This window comes from Niallia sp. M35 (assembly GCF_050971705.1).
In the GTDB taxonomy this organism is placed as follows: Bacteria; Bacillota; Bacilli; order Bacillales; family Cytobacillaceae; genus Niallia; species Niallia circulans_A.
On the sequence record NZ_JBPCEP010000010.1, the window covers coordinates 63,040 to 84,353 of the forward strand.

Consider the following 21,314-nt stretch of genomic DNA (forward strand, 5'->3'; position numbering starts at 1 on the left):
AAACATGATATATGGATTACTGATTGCCTTTATTAGCGGGAGTCTCGTTGGGGTGCAGAATATATTCAATAATCGAGTAAATCAGAAGGCTGGTCTTTGGGCAACGACGACTCTAGTGTTAGCGTTAGGCTTTATTGCCTCCTTTACTTTGGGTATTATTTCAGAAGGTACAGGCCTTTTTCGCTTAGAAAATATGCACACATGGTATTGGTTCAGCGGAATTATTGGTGTCGGTGTTGTTGTATGCATGACAAAGGGGATTAAGCATTTGGGAGCAACATATGCTGTGTCGATTTCTTTGTCTTCTCAGCTTGTTTTTGCCTTGCTATTTGATTCCTTTGGTTTATTGGGATTAGATCAGGTTCCGTTTACTTTCAAGCAATTAATAGGAGTATTAGTTATTATCGGTGGAATTCTCGTGTTCAAAATGGGTGGTGCATCAGAGAAGAAACAGCCAGTGAAAGAACTGCTGAAATAATAGGAGTGAGTTTACATGCAAGGATTACTGAATAATAAGGAAGAGACCACTAGCAAAAACGCTGGGAGCGTAAAGTGTTATCAAACATTGCTTTTTGATGTGGACGATACTTTACTAGACTTTACAGCTGCAGAAGATCACGCCTTTCGATTATTGCTGCAAGAGCAAGGAGTTTCCTACAGAGATGAATGGAAACAGCAATACCAAGAGCTCAATAAGGGCCTTTGGAAAGCCTTTGAAGAAGGAAAAATAACGCGCGATGAGGTCGTCAATACAAGATTTACCCTCTTCTTTGACACATTGGGCATAAAAGTAGACGGTGTTTTATTACAACAAAGCTATCGCGATTATTTAGGAGAAGGAAATCAGCTGTTAGATGGAGCATTTGATTTAATTCAAAGGATTTCCAATCGATTTGATTTATATATTGTGACCAATGGAATATCAAAAATCCAAGAGAAGCGGTTAAAATCCTCAGGTCTTTACCCATTCTTTAAAGCTGTATTTGTCTCAGAAGAGACTGGCTATCAAAAGCCAATGAAGGAGTTCTTTGATTATTGCTTTGAACGAATCCCGCAAATCAACAAAGAGACAACTTTAATTATTGGCGATTCGCTAAGCGCCGATATACAAGGCGGATGCAATGCAGGAATTGATACATGCTGGTTTAATCCATTAAAAAAGAAAAAAGAATTAGAAGTCCAGCCAACATATGAAATAGCAAAACTAGAAGAATTGCTTGTGCTTCTTGACCAAGAAAAACAATCGAACCCTTAATGGATCGATTGTTTTTTATCTTCTTTGTCCAATTTACGGATAATCCCAATACCCATTCTGGAAATTAAGAAGGTACAAGTTTCGGTTAACAATGTATCATACCAATTCCAGCCTTTCTTATAGGAGATTAACTTTGTGTATTTTTCGAACAGAAATTCTACAATCGTCATCGGGATACTAAAACAAAGTGCTTTGAGAATAATTCCAGGTAGTTTGGAATGATAGCTTATTTGATTATAAACAACACAGGTGATCGGGAATAGTAAATAATCAAATAACACATTAATTTTAAAATGCTTTGGTAAAAATCGAACAGGGAAACTAAGGCGTTTTTTCGAAGTAACAATACCGTCAATAAAACTAGACATATACCCTTTTAAAAAGAAAACAAGAAACCAATCCTTTGCTTGTTTTTTTCTAAAGATAATTGGTAAAAGTCCAATTCCTAAAAATAGGAGCAATCTTAATATTTTCCGTTCCACTAAATAATCACCCGTCTAGTTACGATTATCCTTTCTCTAAGTTATCATAGGATTTTTTTATATTCCCCCAATAAGAAAAAAGTATGAAAAAAAAAGCATCTGTTTGGATGCTTTTTTTGTGACAATGAAACCCTGTTGCCTTTTTGATCATGTGCTTTTTCGTTTAATTAATTCTGACTGCAGTAAAACAGTCTTTGGAATTTTTCTTTGATCTAGAATTTGTTCGAGAAGTAAAGAAACACCTGTCTTGCATAGTTCGGGTATATCAATATGAAAGGTTGTTAAGGGAGGTGATACATATTTCGCCACACTTATATTATTGACGCTTATAATACTGACTCTATTTGGAATCGAAATATTATATTCATTAAAAGCTTGAAGACTTCCGACTGCAATTGGATCAGAGGCAATAAAGAAGGCAGTCGGCAATTCTTCTTTTAAGCAGTCAATTGCTTTCTTTGTAACAGTATAGCCATCATTTACGGAAAAATGCCTTTCGCCAAATATATATCTTTCATCGAGCAATCCTATATTCTGCATATGTGCACGAAACGTGATTTCGCGAATATCCATTTCATCTTCATTTGTATCTGGATTATGATAAGTTCCACCAATAAACCCAATTTTTTGATGCCCATTTTCAATGAAGTAATCAATTGCCTTTTTGGTGATTCTTACAGTATCCGGTAATACAGCATCATATAGGTCAGGAACAGGGTTAGCATCAATGAAAACCCCCTTTTTTGTTTTCTTTCTTAGCTTTTGAATTTCGTCCATCGAAAAGGCTCCCACTGCAATAAAGCCAGAAATATCATGGGGGATACTATTTATACCGTCTTCATGTTTGTATAGATGCAATTCAATATTATGGTTAATAGCGTTTTTTTCCAGTTCTAATCGCATTTGTTTAAAATAAACATCCTCTAGCTCTTCTTTATCCGTAATCCAGTATAGAAGTGCCACCTTTTCAATAAGTGGTTGAATACTTTTTCTTTCATATCCTAATTCAAATGCTGTATCTAAAATTCTCTTTTTGGTTTCTGGAGAAATAGAGAGTGTTGAATCATTATTTAATAATCTCGAAACGGTAGATGGTGAAAAACCTGCCTTTTTTGCAATATCTTTTATGGTGACCATGTAAACCTCCTAAAAGCACTGTTCTCAATACATACATTATAAGCGATTTGTTTATAAATTAGTAATGTTTTTTAGTAAATTATTTTCCTTTTGTTGTTTTTAATAAGTAAATGTTTTTATTTGTATTTATTATATTATTAAATTTATTAAGTGTTGTATTTTTCTATGTTAATAAAATATATTACTAAATATATTTACAAAAAAATCTTTGTATAGTATTCTTTTGTTAGAAAACGTTTTCAGAAAATAAAAAAAGCAAAGGGTGGAAAAAAGATGAAAAAGAGGCTTACCGCAATACTTTTGAGTAGTTCTTTAGCTTTAGCGTTAGCAGGTTGTGGACCATCAGATGAAGCAAGTAGCGATACATCTTCAAAGAAAAATAACAATGGCTATGATCTCCTTGTATGGGAAGATCAAAGCAAGTCGGAAGGAATTGCAGATGCAATTAAAAAATTTGAAGAAGAAAATAAGGTGAAAATTAAAGTTGAAGAGAAAGCTTATGCAGATCAATTAGAAGATTTGCGATTAGATGGGCCAGCAGGTACAGGAGCTGATGTTATCACAATTCCCGCAGATCAGATTGGAACGGCTGTAACAGAGGGGATTTTAAAGGAAATCACAGTTAATGATACGCAAAAGGCAATGTATACAGAGGCAGCGATGGAATCCCAAATGGTTGATGGCAAAGTATATGGGCTTCCTAAAGCCGTGGAAACGACCATTTTATATTATAACAAGGACTTAGTAAGTGAAGACCAATTGCCGAAAACAACAGAGGAATGGTATGAGTTCTCTAAAGGGGTAACCAAGGATGGAAATTATGGCTTATTGGCTTTATGGGATCAAATATACTATGCAAATGGCGTTCTAAGTGGATATGGAGGTTATGTATTCGGGCAGGACAGTTCTGGAGCATACAATCCAGAGGATATTGGTTTAGCAAATGAAGGAGCCATTGAAGGAGCAGAGTATATTTCCAAATTTTATAAAGATGGATTGTTCCCATCCGGAATTATTGGCGAGCAAGGGATAAATGTTCTGGATTCTCTATTTACAGAAGGGAAAGCCGCTGCAGTTATTTCTGGACCGTGGAATTTAGAGCCGTATGCGAAAGCAGGCGTCAATTATGGAGTAGCAGAGCTCCCGATGTTAGCAAATGGAGAACATATGGGATCCTTCATAGGGGTGAAAAGCTATAACGTAAGCACTTATAGTAAAAATGCAGAACTAGCAGAAAAATTAGTTGAATTTTTAGCAAATGAAGAGAATTCTAAAACACGTTATGAAATTACGAAAGAAGTTCCAGCAGTAAAGGCGTTAGCAGAAGATCCAGCTGTGAAAGAAAGTGAAAATGCAAAGGCAGTAGCGAATCAATCTCAATATTCACAATTAACACCAGGCATTACAGCAATGGATGCAGTGTGGCAGCCAATTGACTCAGCACTTCAAACGATTGCAACAGGAAAAGCGAAGCCAAAAGAGGCCCTGTCAACAGCAGTCGAGACAATTAAAGGTTCCATTGCTGCTAATAGTGGAAACTAACTAGGAATAAGAGGGGAACAGTATCCAAAAAATACTGGTCCCTTTTAAAAGGAGAGAGGTGAAGTTTAAGTATGAGCTTCCAAGCAAAGGCAGTTGATACAGATACAAAGACAGCGAAAAGAGCTGCATTATTATCAATCATTCCAGGTTTAGGACAGTTCTATAATAAACAATGGGGAAAGGGAGCATTCTTCCTTATCTTTTCTATCGCATTTATTGTTGTTTTTAAGGATTTATTTAATATGGGACTATGGGGGATTGTTACGCTTGGGGAACAAGTGCCCCGAGATAATTCCATCTTCTTGCTTGCAGAGGGCATTATCGCTGTAATTGTTATTTTCTTCGGATTAGCTTTTTATTACTTAAATATAAAAGATGCCTATGCGATTGGAAAGAGAAGAGAAGAAGGATTTGCTATTCCCTCCATAAAAGAGCAGTATCAGGTTCTTTTAGCAGAAGGATATCCATATATCATTACAAGTCCAGCCTTCCTTTTACTTATTTTCTCTGTTATTTTTCCGATCCTATTTTGTTTTGCACTTGCCTTTACTAATTATGACCTGTATCATTCCGCTCCAGCTAATTTAGTGGATTGGGTAGGACTTGAGACATTTAAAAAGATATTTACCGTCGATATATGGAGAGCTACTTTTTTTGATGTATTAGGATGGACTTTAATTTGGACACTGATTGCCTCAACGCTTCAAGTGGCAATCGGGATTTTTTTAGCGGTGGTTGTTCATCAGAAGGAATTACGCTTTAAAAAATTCTTTCGTACTATTTTAGTGCTACCGTGGGCTGTACCTGGATTTGTAACAATTTTAGTATTTGCAGGTATGTTCAATGATAGCTTTGGTGCGATTAATACTTCCATCTTAGCCTTTTTGGGGATCGATAGTATTCCTTGGCTGACAAGTCCAAACTGGACACGATTAGCGTTATTGCTTATACAAGGATGGCTCGGTTTTCCATATATATTCATTGTCACCACGGGGGTACTTCAATCGATTTCCGATGATCTTTACGAAGCAGCAACGATTGACGGAGCATCCCCCCTTCAAAAGTTCAAAAATATTACGCTGCCACTTATTTTATACTCAATGGCACCTATTATTATTACGCAATATACGTTTAATTTTAATAACTTTAATATTATCTATCTTTTTAATGCGGGAGGACCAGCTGTGCCAGGATCAACAGCCGGTGGTACAGATATTTTAGTTTCTTGGATTTATAAATTAACGATGCAGAACAGTCAATATGCACTTGCTGCTGCATTGACGATTTTACTAAGTATTTTTGTTATTAGTATTGCTCTTTGGCAATTCAGAAGAACGAATTCGTTTAAGGAGGTAAAATAAGATGGCCAAAAAAACGGTCAGTATCAAAAAACAGCGGACTATTCGGATGACACTTACTTACCTCCTCTTGCTTATTGTATGTACCCTTATTATTTATCCGTTAGTATGGACGATTGGTGCTAGCTTCAATCCAGGTAACAGTTTGGTAAGCACGAGTATTATCCCAGATAATCCAACAGTGGGTCATTACAAAGACCTTTTTCAACAGGAAGGCACTCTTTACTATGGAAAATGGTATATGAATTCCATGAAGATTAGTATTCTTACAATGGTGTTTTCGATACTATGTGTCTCTTATACGGCATATGCTTTCTCTCGTTTTCGGTTTAAAGGGAGAAAAAATGGTTTAATGCTATTCTTGCTATTACAAATGATTCCACAGTTTTCTGCTTTAATCGCAATCTTTGTTTTGGCGCAAATGCTTGGATTAATCAATAGTCATTGGCTCTTAATATTTATTTATGTTGGTGGCCAAATCCCAATGAATACCTATTTAATGAAGGGATATATTGATTCTATACCGCTTGACCTTGATGAAAGTGCGAAAATTGATGGAGCTAGCAACACCAGAATATTTTGGAGAATACTCATGCCCTTATCTAGACCAATGCTTGCGGTAGTTGCAATGAACGGATTCACTGCTCCGCTGGGAGATTTCGCGATATCATCGGTCATATTGAGAAATCCAGAATACTATACACTTCCGATAGGCTTGTATAAATTAGTCAGCGACAAAATGGGAGCAAGCTATACCACCTTTGCAGCTGGAGCTATTCTGATAAGTATTCCGGTTGCGATTGTATTTGTAGCTTTACAGAAGCATTTCGTATCTGGATTAACAGCAGGAGGAACAAAAGGATAGAAATCGGAGGACTTTAAGATGATAGATAAAACAGTAGCAGATAATCGCTTATTGCATGGTGGAGATTATAATCCGGATCAATGGCTCGATTATCCAGAAATATTGAAAGATGATTTACGATTGATGAAATTAGCAAAAGCAAATACGTTTACCTTAGGTGTATTTGCATGGAGTGCACTTGAACCAACAGAAGGGGAATTCCAGTTTGACTGGCTCGATGAAAGAATAGAGGCCATTTATCAAATGGGCGGGAGAGTCATCTTAGCTACTCCAAGTGGCGCTAGACCAGCATGGATGTCTAAGAAGTACCCAGAAGTCTTAAGAACCACCGAAAATCGCATGAAAATGTTACATGGGGGACGCCATAATCATTGTTTTTCTTCCCCTATCTATCGTGAAAAAGTAGCAATTATTAATAGAAAGCTAGCGGAGCGCTATGGAAATCATCCTGCGTTACTAATGTGGCATATTTCTAATGAGTATAGCGGCGATTGTCACTGTGAACTTTGCCAAGATAATTTCCGTAATTGGCTGAAAAAGAAGTATGGGACATTAGATAAACTAAATCATGCTTGGTGGGGGCCATTTTGGAGCCATACAATCACAGATTGGTTAGAAGTTGAATCTCCTTCTTCCATTGGAGAAAGTATGGTTCATGGATTGAATTTAGATTGGAAACGTTTTGTCACTGACCAAACAATTGATTTTTACAAGCATGAAATAGTGCCATTAAGGGAAATCTCTCCATCTATCCCTATTACAACAAACTTTATGGCAGACACGCATGATTTAATACCCTTTCAAAGTTTGAATTATAGTGAGTTTGCAAAGCATGTGGATATTGTTAGTTGGGATTGCTATCCTGCTTGGCACAATGATTGGGAGGAAACAAAGGACTTAGCTGCAAAAGTTGGTTTTATCAATGATTTGTATCGCTCTTTAAAACAACAGCCTTTTCTCATTATGGAAAGTACACCAAGTGGCGTCAACTGGCATGATGTGAATAAAACGAAGAGACCTGGTATGCATTTGCTATCCTCCATGCAATTTATCGCACATGGTTCAGACAGTGTTCTGTATTTTCAATGGAGAAAATCAAGAGGATCCTCCGAGAAATTTCATGGGGCAGTAGTGGATCATGATAATAGTGAAACGAATCGAGTCTTTCAAGAGGTTTCAGCAGTTGGTGGAGCTCTAGAGAAGATTGCTGAAGTAAAGGGAACACATAAACAAGCAAGAGTAGCAATTGTATATGATTGGGAAAATAACTGGGCTTTAAACGATGCACAAGGATTCTCCGATTCAACAAAGCAATATCCTCAAACGTTGCAAAAGCATTATCAAAGTTTTTGGAAAAAGGATATTAGTGTCGATATAGTTACATTAAATCAAGAGCTTGCTTCCTATGATTTAGTTATTGCTCCAATGCTCTACATGATGTCTCTTGATACAATTTCTAAATTAGAAAACTATGTTGCAAATGGAGGAACACTTGTAAGTTCATATATTAGCGGCCTTGTTAATGAAACGGATCTTGCCCATTTATCAGGTTGGCCTGCAATGCTAAAACGAATATTTGGCATTGATGTAAAAGAAACAGATACTCTTTATCCAAAAGATAGAAATACCCTTATCTATAACGGGAAGCAATATGAAATAAAAGATTATTGCACCATTTTTGAAAGGAAAGAAGCGAATATTTTAGCGACGTATATGGAGGACTTTTATCAAGGGAATCCTGCTGTTGTAGAAAACTGCTACGGGAAAGGAAAAGCCTATTTTATAGGGGCAAGAACGGAACAGGCCTTTTTAGATGATTTTTATGAGGGATTGCAAAAAGAAGGTAATCTTGACAGCGAAAGGGAAATTCTGCATAAAGAAGGTGTTTCCGTCCAAAGAAGGGATTCGGCTGAGTGCTACTATTTATTTGTCATGAATTTTACAGAACAAAAGCAAACAGTAACGTTAAAAGAATCCTTTTTCGATTTACTTACACAAGAAATAAAGCAAGAACAGATAGAACTTTTGCCATATGAAGTAAGGGTGTTAAAAAGAGAAAAATAATGAGGAATAACAAAAGAGGACGACGGGATATCGTCCTTTTTTGCTGTTCTAAGTCGTAACCATAGCACCGCCATTTACATGAATCGTTTGTCCTGTCATATAAGAACCATCATCAGAAGCAAGCAACACATAGACTGGAGCAATTTCATACGGCTGCCCCGCCCGCTTCATTGGTACATCTGAGCCTAATGTAGCAATATTTTCAGCCGATTGTGAGGCAGGCTGGATGGGTGTCCAGAAAGGTCCAGGAGCAACAGCGTTCACACGGATACCTTTTTGCACAAGGTTGTTGGCTAGCGCTCTTGTATAACTAACAATCGCACCTTTCGTCGTCGTATAATCAATCAAGTGACTTACCCCAATATAGGCAACAAGAGAAGTCGTATTAACAATACTGGCTCCTTCTTTTAAATGGGGTAAGGCAGCCTTTGTTAAGTGAAAATAGGCATGGATATTTACATCAAACGTTAATTCCCATTGTTCGTCTGGTATGGAAGTTAAGTCTTCTCGCAAAAATTGTACAGCTGCATTATTAACCAAAATGTCAATTTTTCCAAATGTTTCTAATGTTTTTTGCACAATGAATTCACAATGTTCTCTTCTTCGCAAGTCTCCTGGAATGAGTAAGCAGGAGCGACCATATTGCTCGACAACTCGCTTTGTTGTTTCTGCATCTGTATGCTCGTCAAAATAAGAGATGACAATGTTTGCCCCTTCCTTCGCAAAGGCGACGGCAACGGCTCTGCCGATGCCGCTGTCTCCTCCAGTAATAATAGCTGTACGGTCCTTTAACTTGCCTGTTCCAATATATTTGGGGTTATCAAAAATAGGAAGTGGATCCATCAAATATTCAAACCCCGGCTGTCGTGTTTGCTGCTGAGGTGGAAACGTCCATTCAATTTCTTCACATTTTACTTCAGAACCATAATGTTGTTTCTTTGTCACAGTAATAACCTCCATACTTTCTTACTTTTCTTGGTTAATAAGCGTGGGGAGGAGAGGAAAGATTGAGATAAGGATGTATAGTAGGTGTAGGCTGAGTGGCATGGTATGGATAGTTTACGGCTCCTCCGATTTGGTCACATCCTGGTGGTGGCCCGAGAATAGTAGACTGGGTAATGGGGGCAATGGCATGTGCGTAGGCGGCTTCGTTTACACAATAAGCTCTGTTAGCAATTTCTTTTGGCAAAAAACGTAGAAAATCAGAACCAAACACGATATCAGGTTGCGGCTGGTCGAAAATAGTAAGAAAATGAGTATTGTTTCGCAATGCTACTATCCAATGGAACCACCCCTTTGGAAATTGGGAAGCTTGCCCGGGTTTTACATGATAAGTCATGATGCTTTGTGTAAAAGGGTTGAAGACAGAGGTCATAACTTCCCCACTAACGACAAAAACAAGTTCATTCACATTTGTGTGCCAGTGTGGCTGGACAATGAATCCTTGATTAAGATGGACATTGAATAACCCAGTATGTATTGCAGGCATTTGTTCAGAAAATAACTGTGTAATGTAATTATAAGAATCCCTTTTATAATTAACAGACTGGGTAGAATCCCCGAATAGTTGAAAGGCAGGGGAAGCTGGATTAACAGACATAATGTAGCCTCCTATTTTTCATATGAAAATATTTATATGGCTTACAACTTTAAATATATACAAAACTAGGTTGGACTATGAGTGGGAAAATCAGTTTGTTTATAGGAAAAGTCAAGCAATGGCTTGATATGGATAGGGAAGGGTGGAAATCGAAGTGGGAGAATCGGCGAAATCTGGGGTATAACAGTTAAAGTAGTGGGGAAATCAGTAAAACTATGAGTATTATATTAGTCAAAATAGTAGGGGAATAGGTGAAATTATGAGTGTACCAGCCAAGGTGAAGGGGAAATTGGGCAAAGTGTAGAGGGAATCAGCCAACCTCCGAAAATATCAGCCAAAGTGTAGAGGGAATCAGCCAACCTCCGAAAATATCAGCCAAAATGGAGGTAGAATCAGCCAAACTCCAAATATATCAGCCAAAGTGGAGAGGGAATCAGCCAACCTCCGGATATATCAGCCAACCTCCGAAAATATCAGCCAAAGTGGAGAGGGAATCAGCCAACCTCTGGATAAATCAGCCAAAGTAGAGGTAGAATCAGCCAACCTCTGGATAAATCAGCCAAAGTGGAGAGGGAATCAGCCAACCTCTGGATAAATCAGCCAAAGTAGAGAGGGAATCAGCCAACCTCCGGAAATATCAGCCAAAGTGGAGAGGGAATCAGCCAACCTCCGGAAATATCAGCCAAAGTGGAGAGGGAATCAGCCAACCTCCGAAAATATCAGCCAAAGTGGAGAGGGAATCAGCCAACCTCCGAAAATATCAGCCAAGGTGGAGGTAGAATCAGCCAACCTCTGAAATATCAGCCAAACCTCCAACCTCAATCTCTACCGCCCAATTCCAACCACAAAAAAGCACCACTCAATCAAAACGATTAAAGTGGTGCAATGACTCATCTGTCAATCATGAAAGTTTGTGCCGTCGGTTACTTCTTTAACAATACCAGCGCGAATAACAAAGTCTCCAAAATGTTCATTTGCCGTTCTTTCTTTCGCATAGCGCGGGAGCAGTACGCGAAGTTCTGAAAGGATTTCTTCCTCGCCAACATTTTCGCGATAGAGTTTGCTTAAGCGGCTTCCATTAAAGGCGGCGCCTAGGTACATATTGTACTTTCCAGGTCCTTTTCCAATGAAGGCGATTTCCCCTAATGCATGGCGGGCACAGCCATTTGGACAGCCTGTCATACGGATGGTAATTTCTTCATCACGTAGCCCATTTTCGTCCACGATTTCTTCTATCTTATCGATTAAGACTGGTAAGTATCGTTCTGCTTCTGCCATCGCAAGCCCGCAGGTTGGCAGGGATACACAAGCAATAGAATTACGACGCAGTGCAGAGAAACGTTTTCCATCCATAATGCCATATTGCTCGATTAAATCAGCGATTTGCTTTTTATTGCGGCTGGAGACATTCGCAATGACTAGATTTTGATTGGCAGTTAATCGGAAATCGCCAGTATGTACTTTAGCGATTTCGCGTAAGCCTGTCATTAACGGATAATTTTCATAGTCTTTAATGCGGCCGCCTTCCACGAATAAAGTGAAGTGCCATTTTCCTTTAATGCCTTTTTCCCAGCCATAGCGGTCGCCGTTATGGTTAAAGTGAAATTCTCTCGCTTCTTGAAGTTTCCAGCCTAGGCGATTTTCTAGTTCTTCTACTACATTATCTAGACCAAGGCGATCCACGGTATATTTAAAACGAGCATTCTTTCGAACAGAGCGATTTCCATAATCGCGTTGAATCGTAATTACTTTTTCCGCCACATCAAGAATTTGCTCAGGTGTACAGAATCCAATTACTTTTGCGAGCTGTGGGTATGTTGCTTTATCTCCATGGGTCATTCCCATTCCCCCGCCGATGGCAACATTAAATCCAATTAGTTTTTCTTCTTCCGTAATGGCAATTAGCCCCAGGTCTTGGGAAAATACATCAATATCATTAGAAGGAGGAACGGCAATACCAATTTTAAATTTTCTAGGTAAATATAATTTTCCGTACATTGGCTCCTCTTCTGTTTCCTCAACAGTTGGAGTGAAAGCTACCTTTTCCTTATCTAACCAGAGCTCATGATAAGCTTGTGTACGAGGTAGTAAATAATCACTTAATTTTTTTGACCATTCATACACTTCACTATGCAAAGCTGATTGATACGGATTAGGGTTGCACATCACATTTCTATTGACGTCGCCACAAGCAGCAATTGTATCAAGTAAGGATTGGTGTATATCTTGAATAGTCTGCTTCATATTCCATTTTAAAATGCCATGCATTTGGAAAGCTTGGCGTGTCGTTAATTTTAATGTATTATTTCCATACTTTTGTGCAAGATCATCCATTGTCAGCCATTGAGCCGGTGTAGCTACTCCACCCGGTGTTCGAACTCGGAGCATAAATTGGTAGGCTGGTTCTAATTTTTGCTTGGCACGTTCATTGCGTAAATCACGATCATCTTGCAGGTAACTTCCGTGGAATTTCATTAAGCGGTTATCATCGTCTGAAATACCAGCGCTTAATTCTTCCTCCATGGATTCCTTCAATGTGCCACGTAAATAATTACTTTCTTCTTTTATTCGTTCCACATCACTTGGTGGTCCATCTGGTGCTTTTAATATTTGTTTTGCCATTGTAGAAAAACTCCTTTCCTGCCAATTATTTAATAAACGTCACGCTGATAACGTTTGGTTTGAGTCATAGAAGCTATATATTCCTCAGCCTTTTCTAAAGACATTTGACCTTCTTTTTGGATAATAGTAAGGAGTGTTTGGTGAACATCATGTGCCATATGCTTTTCGTCTCCACAAACATATAGAACAGCTCCTTCTTCCAGCCATTCAAATAGCTCTTTGCTATGCTCCAGCATGCGGTGCTGCACATATACCTTTTCCGCTTTATCCCGGGAAAAAGCAATACTCATTTTTGTTAACACACCATCTTTAAGCCAATTTTGCCATTCTGTTTGATAAAGAAAGTCTGTAACAAAATGTTGGTTTCCAAAGAATAGCCATGCTTTTCCTTCGGCACCGATTTCTTCTCTTTCCTGCAGGAAGGAACGGAAGGGTGCCACTCCTGTCCCTGGACCAACCATAATAATAGGGGTATCTGGGTTATCCGGAAGTTTGAAATTTTCATTGTTTTGTATATAGATAGGCAGTTTATCACCTGGCTGAATACGTTCCGCTATTTGAACGGAGCAAACACCATTGCGATCTCGGCCGTTTGCATGGTAACGAACGGCGCCAATCGTTAAATGTGCTTCATCAGGATTTGCTTTGTAGCTGCTGGCAATCGAATAAAGGCGGGTAGGCAGTTTACGAAGCAAGGATACAAATGTTTGCACATCTGCTTCAATTGGCCCATAGTCTCGAATAAGGTCTAATAAGTCACGCCCATTTATATATGCCTTTAATTTATCTTCGTTTCCCTTAGCAAGTAAGTCTTCTAAAGCTGGATTGGTTGTTATTTTTGCAAATTTCTCTACCAATGGTTTGGTTAAAACTGTAATTTCAAAATAGGTTAATAAAGCTTCTCGAAAAGCCAGAACTTCTCCTTGTTTATTGATTGTGACACTTTCTGTTGGAGAAAAACGTAACTCTTGTATTAAAAGATCAACTAATACTGGATCATTATGGGGAAAAATTCCAAGGCTGTCACCTGGTTCATAAGAGATTCCAGAATCCTCAAGCGAAAGCTCTACATGCAATGTTTCTTTATTGGAACCACGTCCATTTAAATTAATGACCTCCAGTACCTCCGCATAATACGGATTACTGCGAGAATAACCAGAATCTTGAAGAGACGGTGGTGTTATACTTATGGACTGAGCGGTTGATTCTGATTGAAGGCTCAAGCTGCTGACGATGCCTTCGAACCATTCACTAGCTGGTTCATCATAATCAAGATCACAATCCACACGTGGATAAAGTCTTGTTCCACCCAATTCTTCTAAACGTTTATCAAATTGCTTCCCTGTTTCGCAGAAGAATTCATACGAGCTGTCACCAAGCGCTAACACAGAATATTGGAAGTTCTCCAGCTTAGGCGCTCGTTTTCCATGTAAGAATTCATGGAAAGCTATTGCAGTATCTGGTGGGTCGCCTTCTCCATGAGTACTCACAATAACAAGAAGATTTTGTATTTTTTTTAGATTATTAGGTTTAAAGTCACCCATTGACTGTACAGTGACATTAAACCCTAATTCTTTTAAACGATTGCCATGATTTTTGGCAAGGCTTTGTGCATTTCCGGTTTGGGATCCAAAAAGAATCGTAATATCTTTTGTAATTGGTTCAGCTGCCTTTTGCTCCGTTAATTCAGTATTGGAGATAGGTTCTGCTGATGCTGTGACTGCAGTGGAAGCAGATAAATACCCACTTAGCCAAATTTTCTGTGATTCAGTTAAAGTTGGTAAAAGACGGTTTAATAATTCTGTTTGTTCTTGATTAAAAGGACTATTTATTACTTGAAGCTGCAACACTTTCACCTCGCATAGATAATGGTATTCTCTTTTGTAATTTGATTAGTGTGATAATTCTTGCAATTTATTTTATAAGGAAGAGGGAGGATTGTCACTCTGTTTTTTATTAATCCTATCAGACAAATCGGATTAGGAACACAAAAGAAGCTTGTTACTAATTGAAACAAGCAGGGGATATTGTTTTTCTAAATAGATCAGTATCTAATCAGATTAATTTAAACAGGTGACGAAAGCTTGGATAGGCGTTAAGGCATCCATACATGAAAGCAGCCGCCTAGAGCATCCTCGTATGACACGTATTCTAATTGTACTTTACTGGAAATGAAAGAATTAGTAAAATACATATAATTAATGGCAACTATTAGTAATCTTAATAATTAACTATTTAATTAGCGAAAAGGAGGAGAAAAAATGCAGTATGAAGCTCTAAAAACATTTGTGACGCTTGTTGAAGTAAAGAATTTTACAAAGACAGCAGAAATGCTGTTAATGAGTCAGCCGAGTGTAAGTCTACATATTAAGAATCTTGAAAAGGAGTTTCAAACAAAGCTATTGGAACGGTCACCAAAATATTTAAAAGTAACACCAACCGGTCAAATGCTTTATGATTGCGCCATTCAAATGATACGCTTATATGACCAGACGAGACAGCATATTTTAGAGCATCATCATGCAATTAAGGGTGAATTAAAAATAGGTGCTAGTTTTACGATCGGCGAATACATTCTTCCGGCATTACTGCTTGATCTGCAAAGAGAGCATTCCGAGTTGCAAATTCAAGCTACGATTGGAAATACAGAAGAAATTGTCCAAGCGGTAAGATTATATGAAGTAGATATCGGTTTAATTGAAGGACAAACAAATGATAAGGAATTGCAGGTGGTGCCTTTTATGGAGGATGAGTTATTTATTGTTGCATCTGTTCATCATCCACTTGCGACTCAGGAAAGCATTTCGATTTCTGAACTCCATGATCAGACATGGATTACAAGAGAGCTTGGATCTGGTACAAGAGAGTACTTAGATCATGTTATTCGATCCAATGGGTTAAGAGCTGAATCCTTTTTAACTATTAGCAGTAATCAAGGCATCAAGGAAACGCTTATTAATGGCAATGGCTTATCACTTTTATCCAAAAGTGTGATCGAAAGGGATGTGAAGAATGGAAACCTAAGTATTATCCCAATCACAAATGCGCGATTTACAAGACGATTATCTTATCTCTTTGCTCCCATTATGAAGGAGAAACAAAATGTTATCACCTTTATTGAAACACTTAAAAAGACTTTTCCTTATACCGAGTAATCCAATAATGTATAACAGCAAGTAATTAACCCCATCCTAAAGGGAAATGCAGAAAAATCCTTCTTATTATCATAGAAAAAATACTTGTTTTTGTAGTATGATAACAAAGGAATTTTATTAAATTGAGGGAAAAGTGGATAATGCTTTTTCCACATAAGGAGAACTACTTGCAGATGAAGAAAAAAAATAAAACTACTCGCTTGGTTCTACTAGGACTACTTACGGCTATTATTATTATTCAAACCTTTGTTCCGATACTAGGGTATATTCCGACTCCTGTACTTAGTATAACAATCATTCAGATCACAGTTATTATTGCAGCGATTGTTTTAGGACCATTAGAGGGAGCGATTATTGGAGGAGTATGGGGCATTATCACATTTATCCGTGCTTTCACTTATCCGACAAGTGTCCTTGCCCCGATTATTTTTACCAATCCGTTAATATCTGTTTTTCCAAGAGTAATGATTGGAGTAGTGGCAGGACTGTTATTTTATAAGGTGCTGAGAGACAAAATGAATGAGACAGTAGCAATGAGTATTTCTGGTGTGATAGGATCTCTAATCAATACAATCCTTGTGCTAGGATTTGTCTATTTATTTGTAAGAGAGCCTTATGCAAACGCAATTGGTGTAAATGTGGAAGATCTCTTGCCTGCGATACTAGCTATAGTTGGTACAAATGGGGTGCCAGAGGCAATTTTATCAGGGATTTTAACACCCATCATTGCAAAGCCGTTATTAAAGATACGAAAAAAATAAGGATGGAAAAATAGCTGATTTAGTCTAGTGCTAATCAGCTATTTTTGCCAACAATAGTAATGGGACATTCACTAATACTATATTTTCTTCTATAATAAAAAGAGTATTCACCCTAAAATACTAGGAAATAGATTGTTAATCCCGACTAAACAACTCGAAAAACTTATTGACAATTATGGCAATTATGATAAAATTTAGAAAATAACGATGCCTATCAAGAGAGATGGAGGGAATTGGCCGAAGAAAAGTCTGGCAACCTGCTGAATGCAAGGTGCTAAATCCAACAAAATGGATACCCATTTTGAAAGATAGGGGAAGGAATAAATACTCAACTCTTTCCAAATGGAAGGATTTTTTAAATCGTAAATGCATTTCACTTGCGATGGTCGAGCATTCCTTTGATAGGCGTTTTCGATTCAAAAATATGTCTGGCGTAAACGCTATTCAAATGGTTTAGTAAGATTTCACCTTTTTTAAGGAGGGATTTGTTGGTGGGGGAAACAAATCAGCTGGACAAAGTGAAAATTCAATTAGAGCAAATTCTAAACACAATGAAATTTGGATCGGTCACATTAGTCGTACAGGATGGAAAAATTATTCAAATTGAAAAAAATGAAAAGATACGCTTAGGGAAATAACAGGAGTTTCCTATTTAGGGCGTTTAATAAACAAGCTGACTAGACAAACTAGAGGCAACTTTAACTGAGAAAGTGGGTTAAAGCTGCCTCTTTTTATATTTTGGGCACATAATCCATGAACAAAATACTATGATGAAATTGGAGGATTTTTAATGAGTCAGTTATTAACCTATGAAACTATTGATACGTATCCTCCTGTGGACTTTTCAAGCGAAACGGAAACAAAGGGAGCTTTAGAGGTTTTAAAGTGGGCTTATGATACGTACCGAGAGGATATTGTCTATGCTTGCAGTTTTGGAATTGAAGGAATTGTTCTTATCGATTTAATTTCAAAGATAAAAAAGGATGCTCGTATTGTTTTTTTAGATACAGATGTACATTTTGATGAAACCTATGAATTAATTGAAAAGGTGAAACAGCGGTATCCAGATTTGCAAATTGAAATGAAAAAACCAGCCATTACGTTAGAAGAACAGGCTGCACAATATGGAGAAGAACTTTGGTTATCTAATCCAAATAAATGCTGTGAGATTCGCAAGGTTGTTCCTTTACATGAAGTGCTGTCTGAACCGATTGCTTGGATTTCAGGACTTCGCAGAGAACAGTCAGAAACAAGAAAAAACACGCAATATCTAAATAAGGATAATAAATTTAAATCCATAAAGGTTTGTCCACTGATTCATTGGACATGGAAAGATGTTTGGAGATATGCCCATAAGAACTCTTTGGACTACAATATTCTTCACGATAAGGGGTATCCGAGCATTGGCTGCAGAACATGTACCCAGCCTGCTATTAATATGGATGATTTACGTTCTGGTAGATGGGCGGGAAAAGGAAAAACAGAATGCGGGCTACACTTACAATAATGAGTAGAGGTACAAAGAGATGATCATTATTTTAGCAGGTATTATGTCATTGTTTTTTGCAATGAACATTGGCGCAAGTGGTGCAGCAGCAAGCCTTGGTGTTGCCTATGGATCAGGCGCCATACCAAAAAAGAGAGTTGCTCTGCTTATATGTGCGGTAGCGATTTTTCTAGGAGCGGTAATTGGCGGGAGTGAAGTAGTAAAAACAGTTGGGGAAGGATTAATTCCGAGTAGTATCCTTGATGCTAAAATTGTCTTAATCATTTTATCATCAGCTGCACTCTCTCTATTTATAGCTAATATAATGGGGATTCCATTATCAACAAGTGAAATTACAGTTGGCAGTGTAGTAGGAGTAGGTGTGGCTTTTAAAAGCTTATATATTGCGAATATATTATGGATTGTCTTCTTTTGGCTTCTTGTTCCAATCGTGTCTTTTTTCATCGCGCTAGGGGCTGGGAAATATGTAAGAAAGCTTGAGAATCAAAATGAATGGATTCGCAATCCAAGTAATGAAAAATACTTATCTATTTTTGTTATTATCGTGGGGTGCTTTGAAGCATTCTCTGCGGGAATGAATAATGTTGCAAACTCTATTGGACCATTAGTTGGCGCTGACATGATATCCATGCAAACAGGAGTAGTAGTGGGTGGATTTTTTATTGCAATCGGCGCTTTTCTGCTAGGGGGAAGAGTCTTGCAGACAAATGGAAAGAAAATTGTCCAATTCACGAAGCTGGAAGGAGGACTAATTTCTGGCACGGGCGCGACATTAGTGACAATAGCTTCTATATTTGGAATACCAGTTCCGTTAACGCAAGTAACTAGCTCTGCCATTATCGGAATAGGTGTCTCGAAGAATGGATATGAGATTCTGAAGAAGAAACTAGTGTTAAGAATTTTTAAGGTATGGATTGTTTCGCCAGTCCTATCATTAGTTATTTCTTACGGTTTAGTTCAATTATTTATTGAAGCAGATATCTATAATGTACTTATTATTCTTAGTGTATGTATTGCTACACTTGGAATTATAAGCCTAATGAAAACGATTCGTGAAGATAACAGTACTATTTATGAAGATGGTGGCGGAATTTAACGGAAATCATTTATAAGAAAAAGTCCGAAAAAAGAAAGGTGTGCTAAAAAATGTCATTAAGTCAACCACATGGTGGAAAATTAATTAATTTATACGATCCTAATTATGATATCTCTGAACTAAAGGTGGAGCTAGAAATTGATACTATTGCACTTAGTGATTTAGAACTGATTGGAAATGGAGCATATAGCCCGCTTACAGGATTTTTATCCCAAAAAGATTATGAAGCAGTGGTAGAGAATATGCGCTTAGCAACAGGTGAGATTTGGAGCATACCTATTACATTGCCCATTTCAAAGGAACAATCAGATACCATTGAACTTCAGGATACGGTAAAACTAGTCCATCAAGGTGAAGTATATGGTGTGCTGACAGTAGAGGATATTTATATTCCAGATAAAAGTAAAGAGGCTGTTTCTGTTTACCGTACAGATGATTTAGCACATCCAGGTGTAAAGAAAATGTTTGATCGCGGAAATATATATATTGGCGGCCCGATTAAACTCATAAAGAAAGTAGAGAAAACGGATTTTAGTAATTTTTACTTAGATCCGGCAGAAACGAGAGAAATATTTGTAGAAAAGGGATGGAAGACAGTAGTCGGATTCCAAACAAGAAATCCTGTTCATCGTGCACATGAATATATTCAAAAGTCAGCACTCGAAATTGTTGATGGTCTATTCTTAAATCCATTAGTAGGTGAAACGAAGGCGGATGATATTCCAGCAGATGTTCGGATGGAAAGCTACCAAGTGCTATTGAAAAATTACTATCCAAAAGAGCGTGTATTCCTAGCTGTATTCCCTGCTGCTATGCGTTATGCAGGACCAAGAGAAGCAATATTCCATGCGATGGTGAGAAAGAATTATGGCTGTACCCACTTTATCGTCGGTCGTGATCATGCTGGGGTAGGGAGCTACTATGGTACCTATGATGCTCAAAGAATTTTTGACCAATTTACACAAGAAGAGCTAGGTATTAATCTATTATTCTTTGAACATAGTTTCTATTGTAAGAAATGTGAGAACATGGCTTCTACAAAAACTTGTCCACATGGCAAGGAACATCATGAAATTTTATCTGGGACGAAGGTTCGCGAGCTTTTAAGAAATGGAGAGATTCCACCAAGTACATTTAGTCGTAAAGAAGTAGTGGAAGTGTTAATAAAAGGATTGCAAAAACAAGAAATCCATTCTTAAAGGAGAGAGAACTTTTGAGCCAAAGTACAAATATTACATGGCATGACCATGCAGTAACAAAGAAGGATAGAAGAGAAAAAAATAAGCATCATAGCTATGTTTTATGGTTTACAGGGTTATCTGGTTCGGGAAAATCAACGGTTGCAAATGCTGTTGCAAAAAGATTATATGAAGACCAGACAAATAGCTATGTCTTAGATGGAGATAATATACGTTTTGGAATTAATAAAGATTTGGGTTTTTCAGATGAGGACCGCAAAGAAAACATTAGAAGAATTGGCGAGGTCAGCAAGCTATTTGTTGATAGTGGGCAAGTCGTTCTAACTGCCTTCATTTCTCCGTTTCGCGAAGACCGTGATCGAGTAAGAGCTTTATTAGAAGAAAACGAGTTTGTGGAAATATATATAAAGTGTTCCATAGAGGCTTGTGAAGCAAGGGATCCGAAAGGTTTATATGAGAAAGCAAGAAAAGGAATCATAAAGGACTTTACAGGTATTAGTTCCCCATATGAGGAGCCGCTTCAGCCAGAATTAATCGTGGATACAGAAAAACATTCTATTGAAGAATGTGTAGAACAAATCGTACAATATTTAAAAGAAAAAGAATATTATATCTCTTAATATAGGGAAAGGGAAAAACTGAGCATGGTCCTTGCAAAACCATCCGTTCAT

At 37.7% G+C, this 21,314-nt stretch carries 21 protein-coding genes and 1 riboswitch; of the genes, 15 read left to right on the top strand and 6 right to left on the bottom strand.

The features are described 5' to 3' along the window. Window positions 1-4 precede the first annotated feature (4 nt). Both NiCM35_RS15090 and NiCM35_RS15095 read left to right on the top strand, forming a co-directional pair. Complete coding sequence (locus NiCM35_RS15090) at window positions 5-478, top strand: DMT family transporter (RefSeq protein ID WP_433779962.1); 474 nt, start codon at window positions 5-7, stop codon at window positions 476-478. A 15-nt stretch (window positions 479-493) separates the two neighbouring features. Further along, a complete protein-coding gene (locus NiCM35_RS15095; RefSeq protein WP_095331276.1) occupies window positions 494-1,255 on the top strand; it encodes a YjjG family noncanonical pyrimidine nucleotidase in 762 nt (253 codons plus the stop codon). On the opposite strand, the gene NiCM35_RS15100 is transcribed toward NiCM35_RS15095, so the two are convergent. Next, a complete protein-coding gene (locus tag NiCM35_RS15100; RefSeq protein WP_433779964.1) occupies window positions 1,252-1,737 on the bottom strand; it encodes a CBO0543 family protein in 486 nt (161 codons plus the stop codon). The two genes, NiCM35_RS15095 and NiCM35_RS15100, sit on opposite strands and share 4 nt — an antisense overlap. Window positions 1,738-1,884: 147 nt before the next feature. Then, window positions 1,885-2,874, bottom strand: a complete 990-nt coding sequence (locus NiCM35_RS15105; protein ID WP_095331272.1) for a LacI family DNA-binding transcriptional regulator — start codon at window positions 2,872-2,874, stop codon at window positions 1,885-1,887. Between the two features lie 273 nt (window positions 2,875-3,147). Here NiCM35_RS15105 and ganS point away from each other — a divergent pair, with 273 nt between their 5' ends. The 4 genes from ganS (at window position 3,148) to NiCM35_RS15125 (ending at window position 8,703) form a co-directional block, all read left to right on the top strand. Further along, a complete protein-coding gene (ganS, locus tag NiCM35_RS15110) occupies window positions 3,148-4,416 on the top strand; it encodes a galactooligosaccharide ABC transporter substrate-binding protein GanS (protein ID WP_123258735.1) in 1,269 nt (422 codons plus the stop codon). A gap of 71 nt (window positions 4,417-4,487) precedes the next feature. Further along, window positions 4,488-5,777 (top strand): sugar ABC transporter permease, encoded by a 1,290-nt coding sequence (locus NiCM35_RS15115; protein WP_095331268.1) that lies wholly within the window; start codon window positions 4,488-4,490, stop codon window positions 5,775-5,777. 1 nt (window position 5,778) lies between these two features. Then, a complete protein-coding gene (ganQ, locus tag NiCM35_RS15120) occupies window positions 5,779-6,639 on the top strand; it encodes a galactooligosaccharide ABC transporter permease GanQ (RefSeq protein WP_047944009.1) in 861 nt (286 codons plus the stop codon). An 18-nt stretch (window positions 6,640-6,657) separates the two neighbouring features. Continuing rightward, window positions 6,658-8,703, top strand: a complete 2,046-nt coding sequence (locus tag NiCM35_RS15125; RefSeq protein WP_433779967.1) for a beta-galactosidase — start codon at window positions 6,658-6,660, stop codon at window positions 8,701-8,703. Between the two features lie 48 nt (window positions 8,704-8,751). On the opposite strand, the gene NiCM35_RS15130 is transcribed toward NiCM35_RS15125, so the two are convergent. After that, a complete protein-coding gene (locus tag NiCM35_RS15130; RefSeq protein WP_249928244.1) occupies window positions 8,752-9,648 on the bottom strand; it encodes an SDR family oxidoreductase in 897 nt (298 codons plus the stop codon). Window positions 9,649-9,682: 34 nt separating this feature from the next. Then, window positions 9,683-10,303 carry a cupin domain-containing protein gene (locus NiCM35_RS15135; protein ID WP_095331262.1) on the bottom strand — a complete coding sequence of 207 codons (621 nt, stop codon included), beginning with the start codon at window positions 10,301-10,303 and terminating at the stop codon, window positions 9,683-9,685. Window positions 10,304-10,724: 421 nt separating this feature from the next. Here NiCM35_RS15135 and NiCM35_RS15140 point away from each other — a divergent pair, with 421 nt between their 5' ends. After that, the gene (locus tag NiCM35_RS15140) at window positions 10,725-10,898 is read left to right on the top strand and encodes a hypothetical protein (protein WP_433779970.1); all 174 of its coding nucleotides are present in this window, start codon (window positions 10,725-10,727) and stop codon (window positions 10,896-10,898) included. A 51-nt stretch (window positions 10,899-10,949) separates the two neighbouring features. Further along, complete coding sequence (locus NiCM35_RS15145) at window positions 10,950-11,099, top strand: hypothetical protein (protein WP_433779971.1); 150 nt, start codon at window positions 10,950-10,952, stop codon at window positions 11,097-11,099. Window positions 11,100-11,200: 101 nt separating this feature from the next. On the opposite strand, the gene cysI is transcribed toward NiCM35_RS15145, so the two are convergent. Then, the gene (gene cysI / locus NiCM35_RS15150) at window positions 11,201-12,925 is read right to left on the bottom strand and encodes an assimilatory sulfite reductase (NADPH) hemoprotein subunit (RefSeq protein ID WP_371473441.1); all 1,725 of its coding nucleotides are present in this window, start codon (window positions 12,923-12,925) and stop codon (window positions 11,201-11,203) included. A 29-nt stretch (window positions 12,926-12,954) separates the two neighbouring features. Further along, entirely contained in the window at window positions 12,955-14,772 is a 1,818-nt protein-coding gene (locus NiCM35_RS15155; RefSeq protein ID WP_123258739.1) for an assimilatory sulfite reductase (NADPH) flavoprotein subunit, read from the bottom strand. A gap of 414 nt (window positions 14,773-15,186) precedes the next feature. Here NiCM35_RS15155 and NiCM35_RS15160 point away from each other — a divergent pair, with 414 nt between their 5' ends. From NiCM35_RS15160 to cysC, 7 genes are all read left to right on the top strand, one after another. Further along, window positions 15,187-16,080: a LysR family transcriptional regulator gene (locus tag NiCM35_RS15160; protein WP_095331255.1), complete on the top strand. Its 894-nt coding sequence runs from the start codon at window positions 15,187-15,189 to the stop codon at window positions 16,078-16,080. A gap of 173 nt (window positions 16,081-16,253) precedes the next feature. Then, entirely contained in the window at window positions 16,254-16,841 is a 588-nt protein-coding gene (locus tag NiCM35_RS15165; RefSeq protein ID WP_095331253.1) for an ECF transporter S component, read from the top strand. Window positions 16,842-17,049: 208 nt separating this feature from the next. Further along, a riboswitch (SAM riboswitch) is annotated at window positions 17,050-17,156 on the top strand. Window positions 17,157-17,350: 194 nt separating this feature from the next. Continuing rightward, a complete protein-coding gene (locus tag NiCM35_RS15170; protein WP_235973290.1) occupies window positions 17,351-17,479 on the top strand; it encodes a YezD family protein in 129 nt (42 codons plus the stop codon). 152 nt (window positions 17,480-17,631) lie between these two features. After that, on the top strand, window positions 17,632-18,348 hold the full coding sequence (locus NiCM35_RS15175; RefSeq protein WP_371473444.1) for a phosphoadenylyl-sulfate reductase: 717 nt from the start codon (window positions 17,632-17,634) through the stop codon (window positions 18,346-18,348). A 19-nt stretch (window positions 18,349-18,367) separates the two neighbouring features. Then, window positions 18,368-19,444, top strand: a complete 1,077-nt coding sequence (cysP, locus tag NiCM35_RS15180) for a sulfate permease (RefSeq protein ID WP_095331249.1) — start codon at window positions 18,368-18,370, stop codon at window positions 19,442-19,444. Between the two features lie 50 nt (window positions 19,445-19,494). Beyond that, complete coding sequence (gene sat, locus NiCM35_RS15185) at window positions 19,495-20,643, top strand: sulfate adenylyltransferase (protein ID WP_433779975.1); 1,149 nt, start codon at window positions 19,495-19,497, stop codon at window positions 20,641-20,643. Window positions 20,644-20,657: 14 nt separating this feature from the next. Next, complete coding sequence (gene cysC, locus NiCM35_RS15190; RefSeq protein ID WP_095331245.1) at window positions 20,658-21,263, top strand: adenylyl-sulfate kinase; 606 nt, start codon at window positions 20,658-20,660, stop codon at window positions 21,261-21,263. Window positions 21,264-21,314: the final 51 nt, after the last annotated feature.

Excerpts from the sequence above, each read along its gene's own strand:
- NiCM35_RS15165 (WP_095331253.1), top strand. The coding sequence starts at position 16,254 with ATGAAGAAAAAAAATAAAACTACTCGCTTGGTTCTACTAGGACTACTT.
- NiCM35_RS15090 (WP_433779962.1), top strand. The coding sequence starts at position 5 with ATGATATATGGATTACTGATTGCCTTTATTAGCGGGAGTCTCGTTGGG.
- sat (WP_433779975.1), top strand. The coding sequence starts at position 19,495 with ATGTCATTAAGTCAACCACATGGTGGAAAATTAATTAATTTATACGAT.
- cysI (WP_371473441.1), bottom strand. The coding sequence starts at position 12,925 with ATGGCAAAACAAATATTAAAAGCACCAGATGGACCACCAAGTGATGTG.
- NiCM35_RS15105 (WP_095331272.1), bottom strand. The coding sequence starts at position 2,874 with ATGGTCACCATAAAAGATATTGCAAAAAAGGCAGGTTTTTCACCATCT.
- NiCM35_RS15175 (WP_371473444.1), top strand. The coding sequence starts at position 17,632 with ATGAGTCAGTTATTAACCTATGAAACTATTGATACGTATCCTCCTGTG.
- NiCM35_RS15125 (WP_433779967.1), top strand. The coding sequence starts at position 6,658 with ATGATAGATAAAACAGTAGCAGATAATCGCTTATTGCATGGTGGAGAT.
- NiCM35_RS15160 (WP_095331255.1), top strand. The coding sequence starts at position 15,187 with ATGCAGTATGAAGCTCTAAAAACATTTGTGACGCTTGTTGAAGTAAAG.
- NiCM35_RS15095 (WP_095331276.1), top strand. The coding sequence starts at position 494 with ATGCAAGGATTACTGAATAATAAGGAAGAGACCACTAGCAAAAACGCT.
- cysP (WP_095331249.1), top strand. The coding sequence starts at position 18,368 with ATGATCATTATTTTAGCAGGTATTATGTCATTGTTTTTTGCAATGAAC.
- NiCM35_RS15135 (WP_095331262.1), bottom strand. The coding sequence starts at position 10,303 with ATGTCTGTTAATCCAGCTTCCCCTGCCTTTCAACTATTCGGGGATTCT.
- ganQ (WP_047944009.1), top strand. The coding sequence starts at position 5,779 with ATGGCCAAAAAAACGGTCAGTATCAAAAAACAGCGGACTATTCGGATG.
- ganS (WP_123258735.1), top strand. The coding sequence starts at position 3,148 with ATGAAAAAGAGGCTTACCGCAATACTTTTGAGTAGTTCTTTAGCTTTA.
- NiCM35_RS15115 (WP_095331268.1), top strand. The coding sequence starts at position 4,488 with ATGAGCTTCCAAGCAAAGGCAGTTGATACAGATACAAAGACAGCGAAA.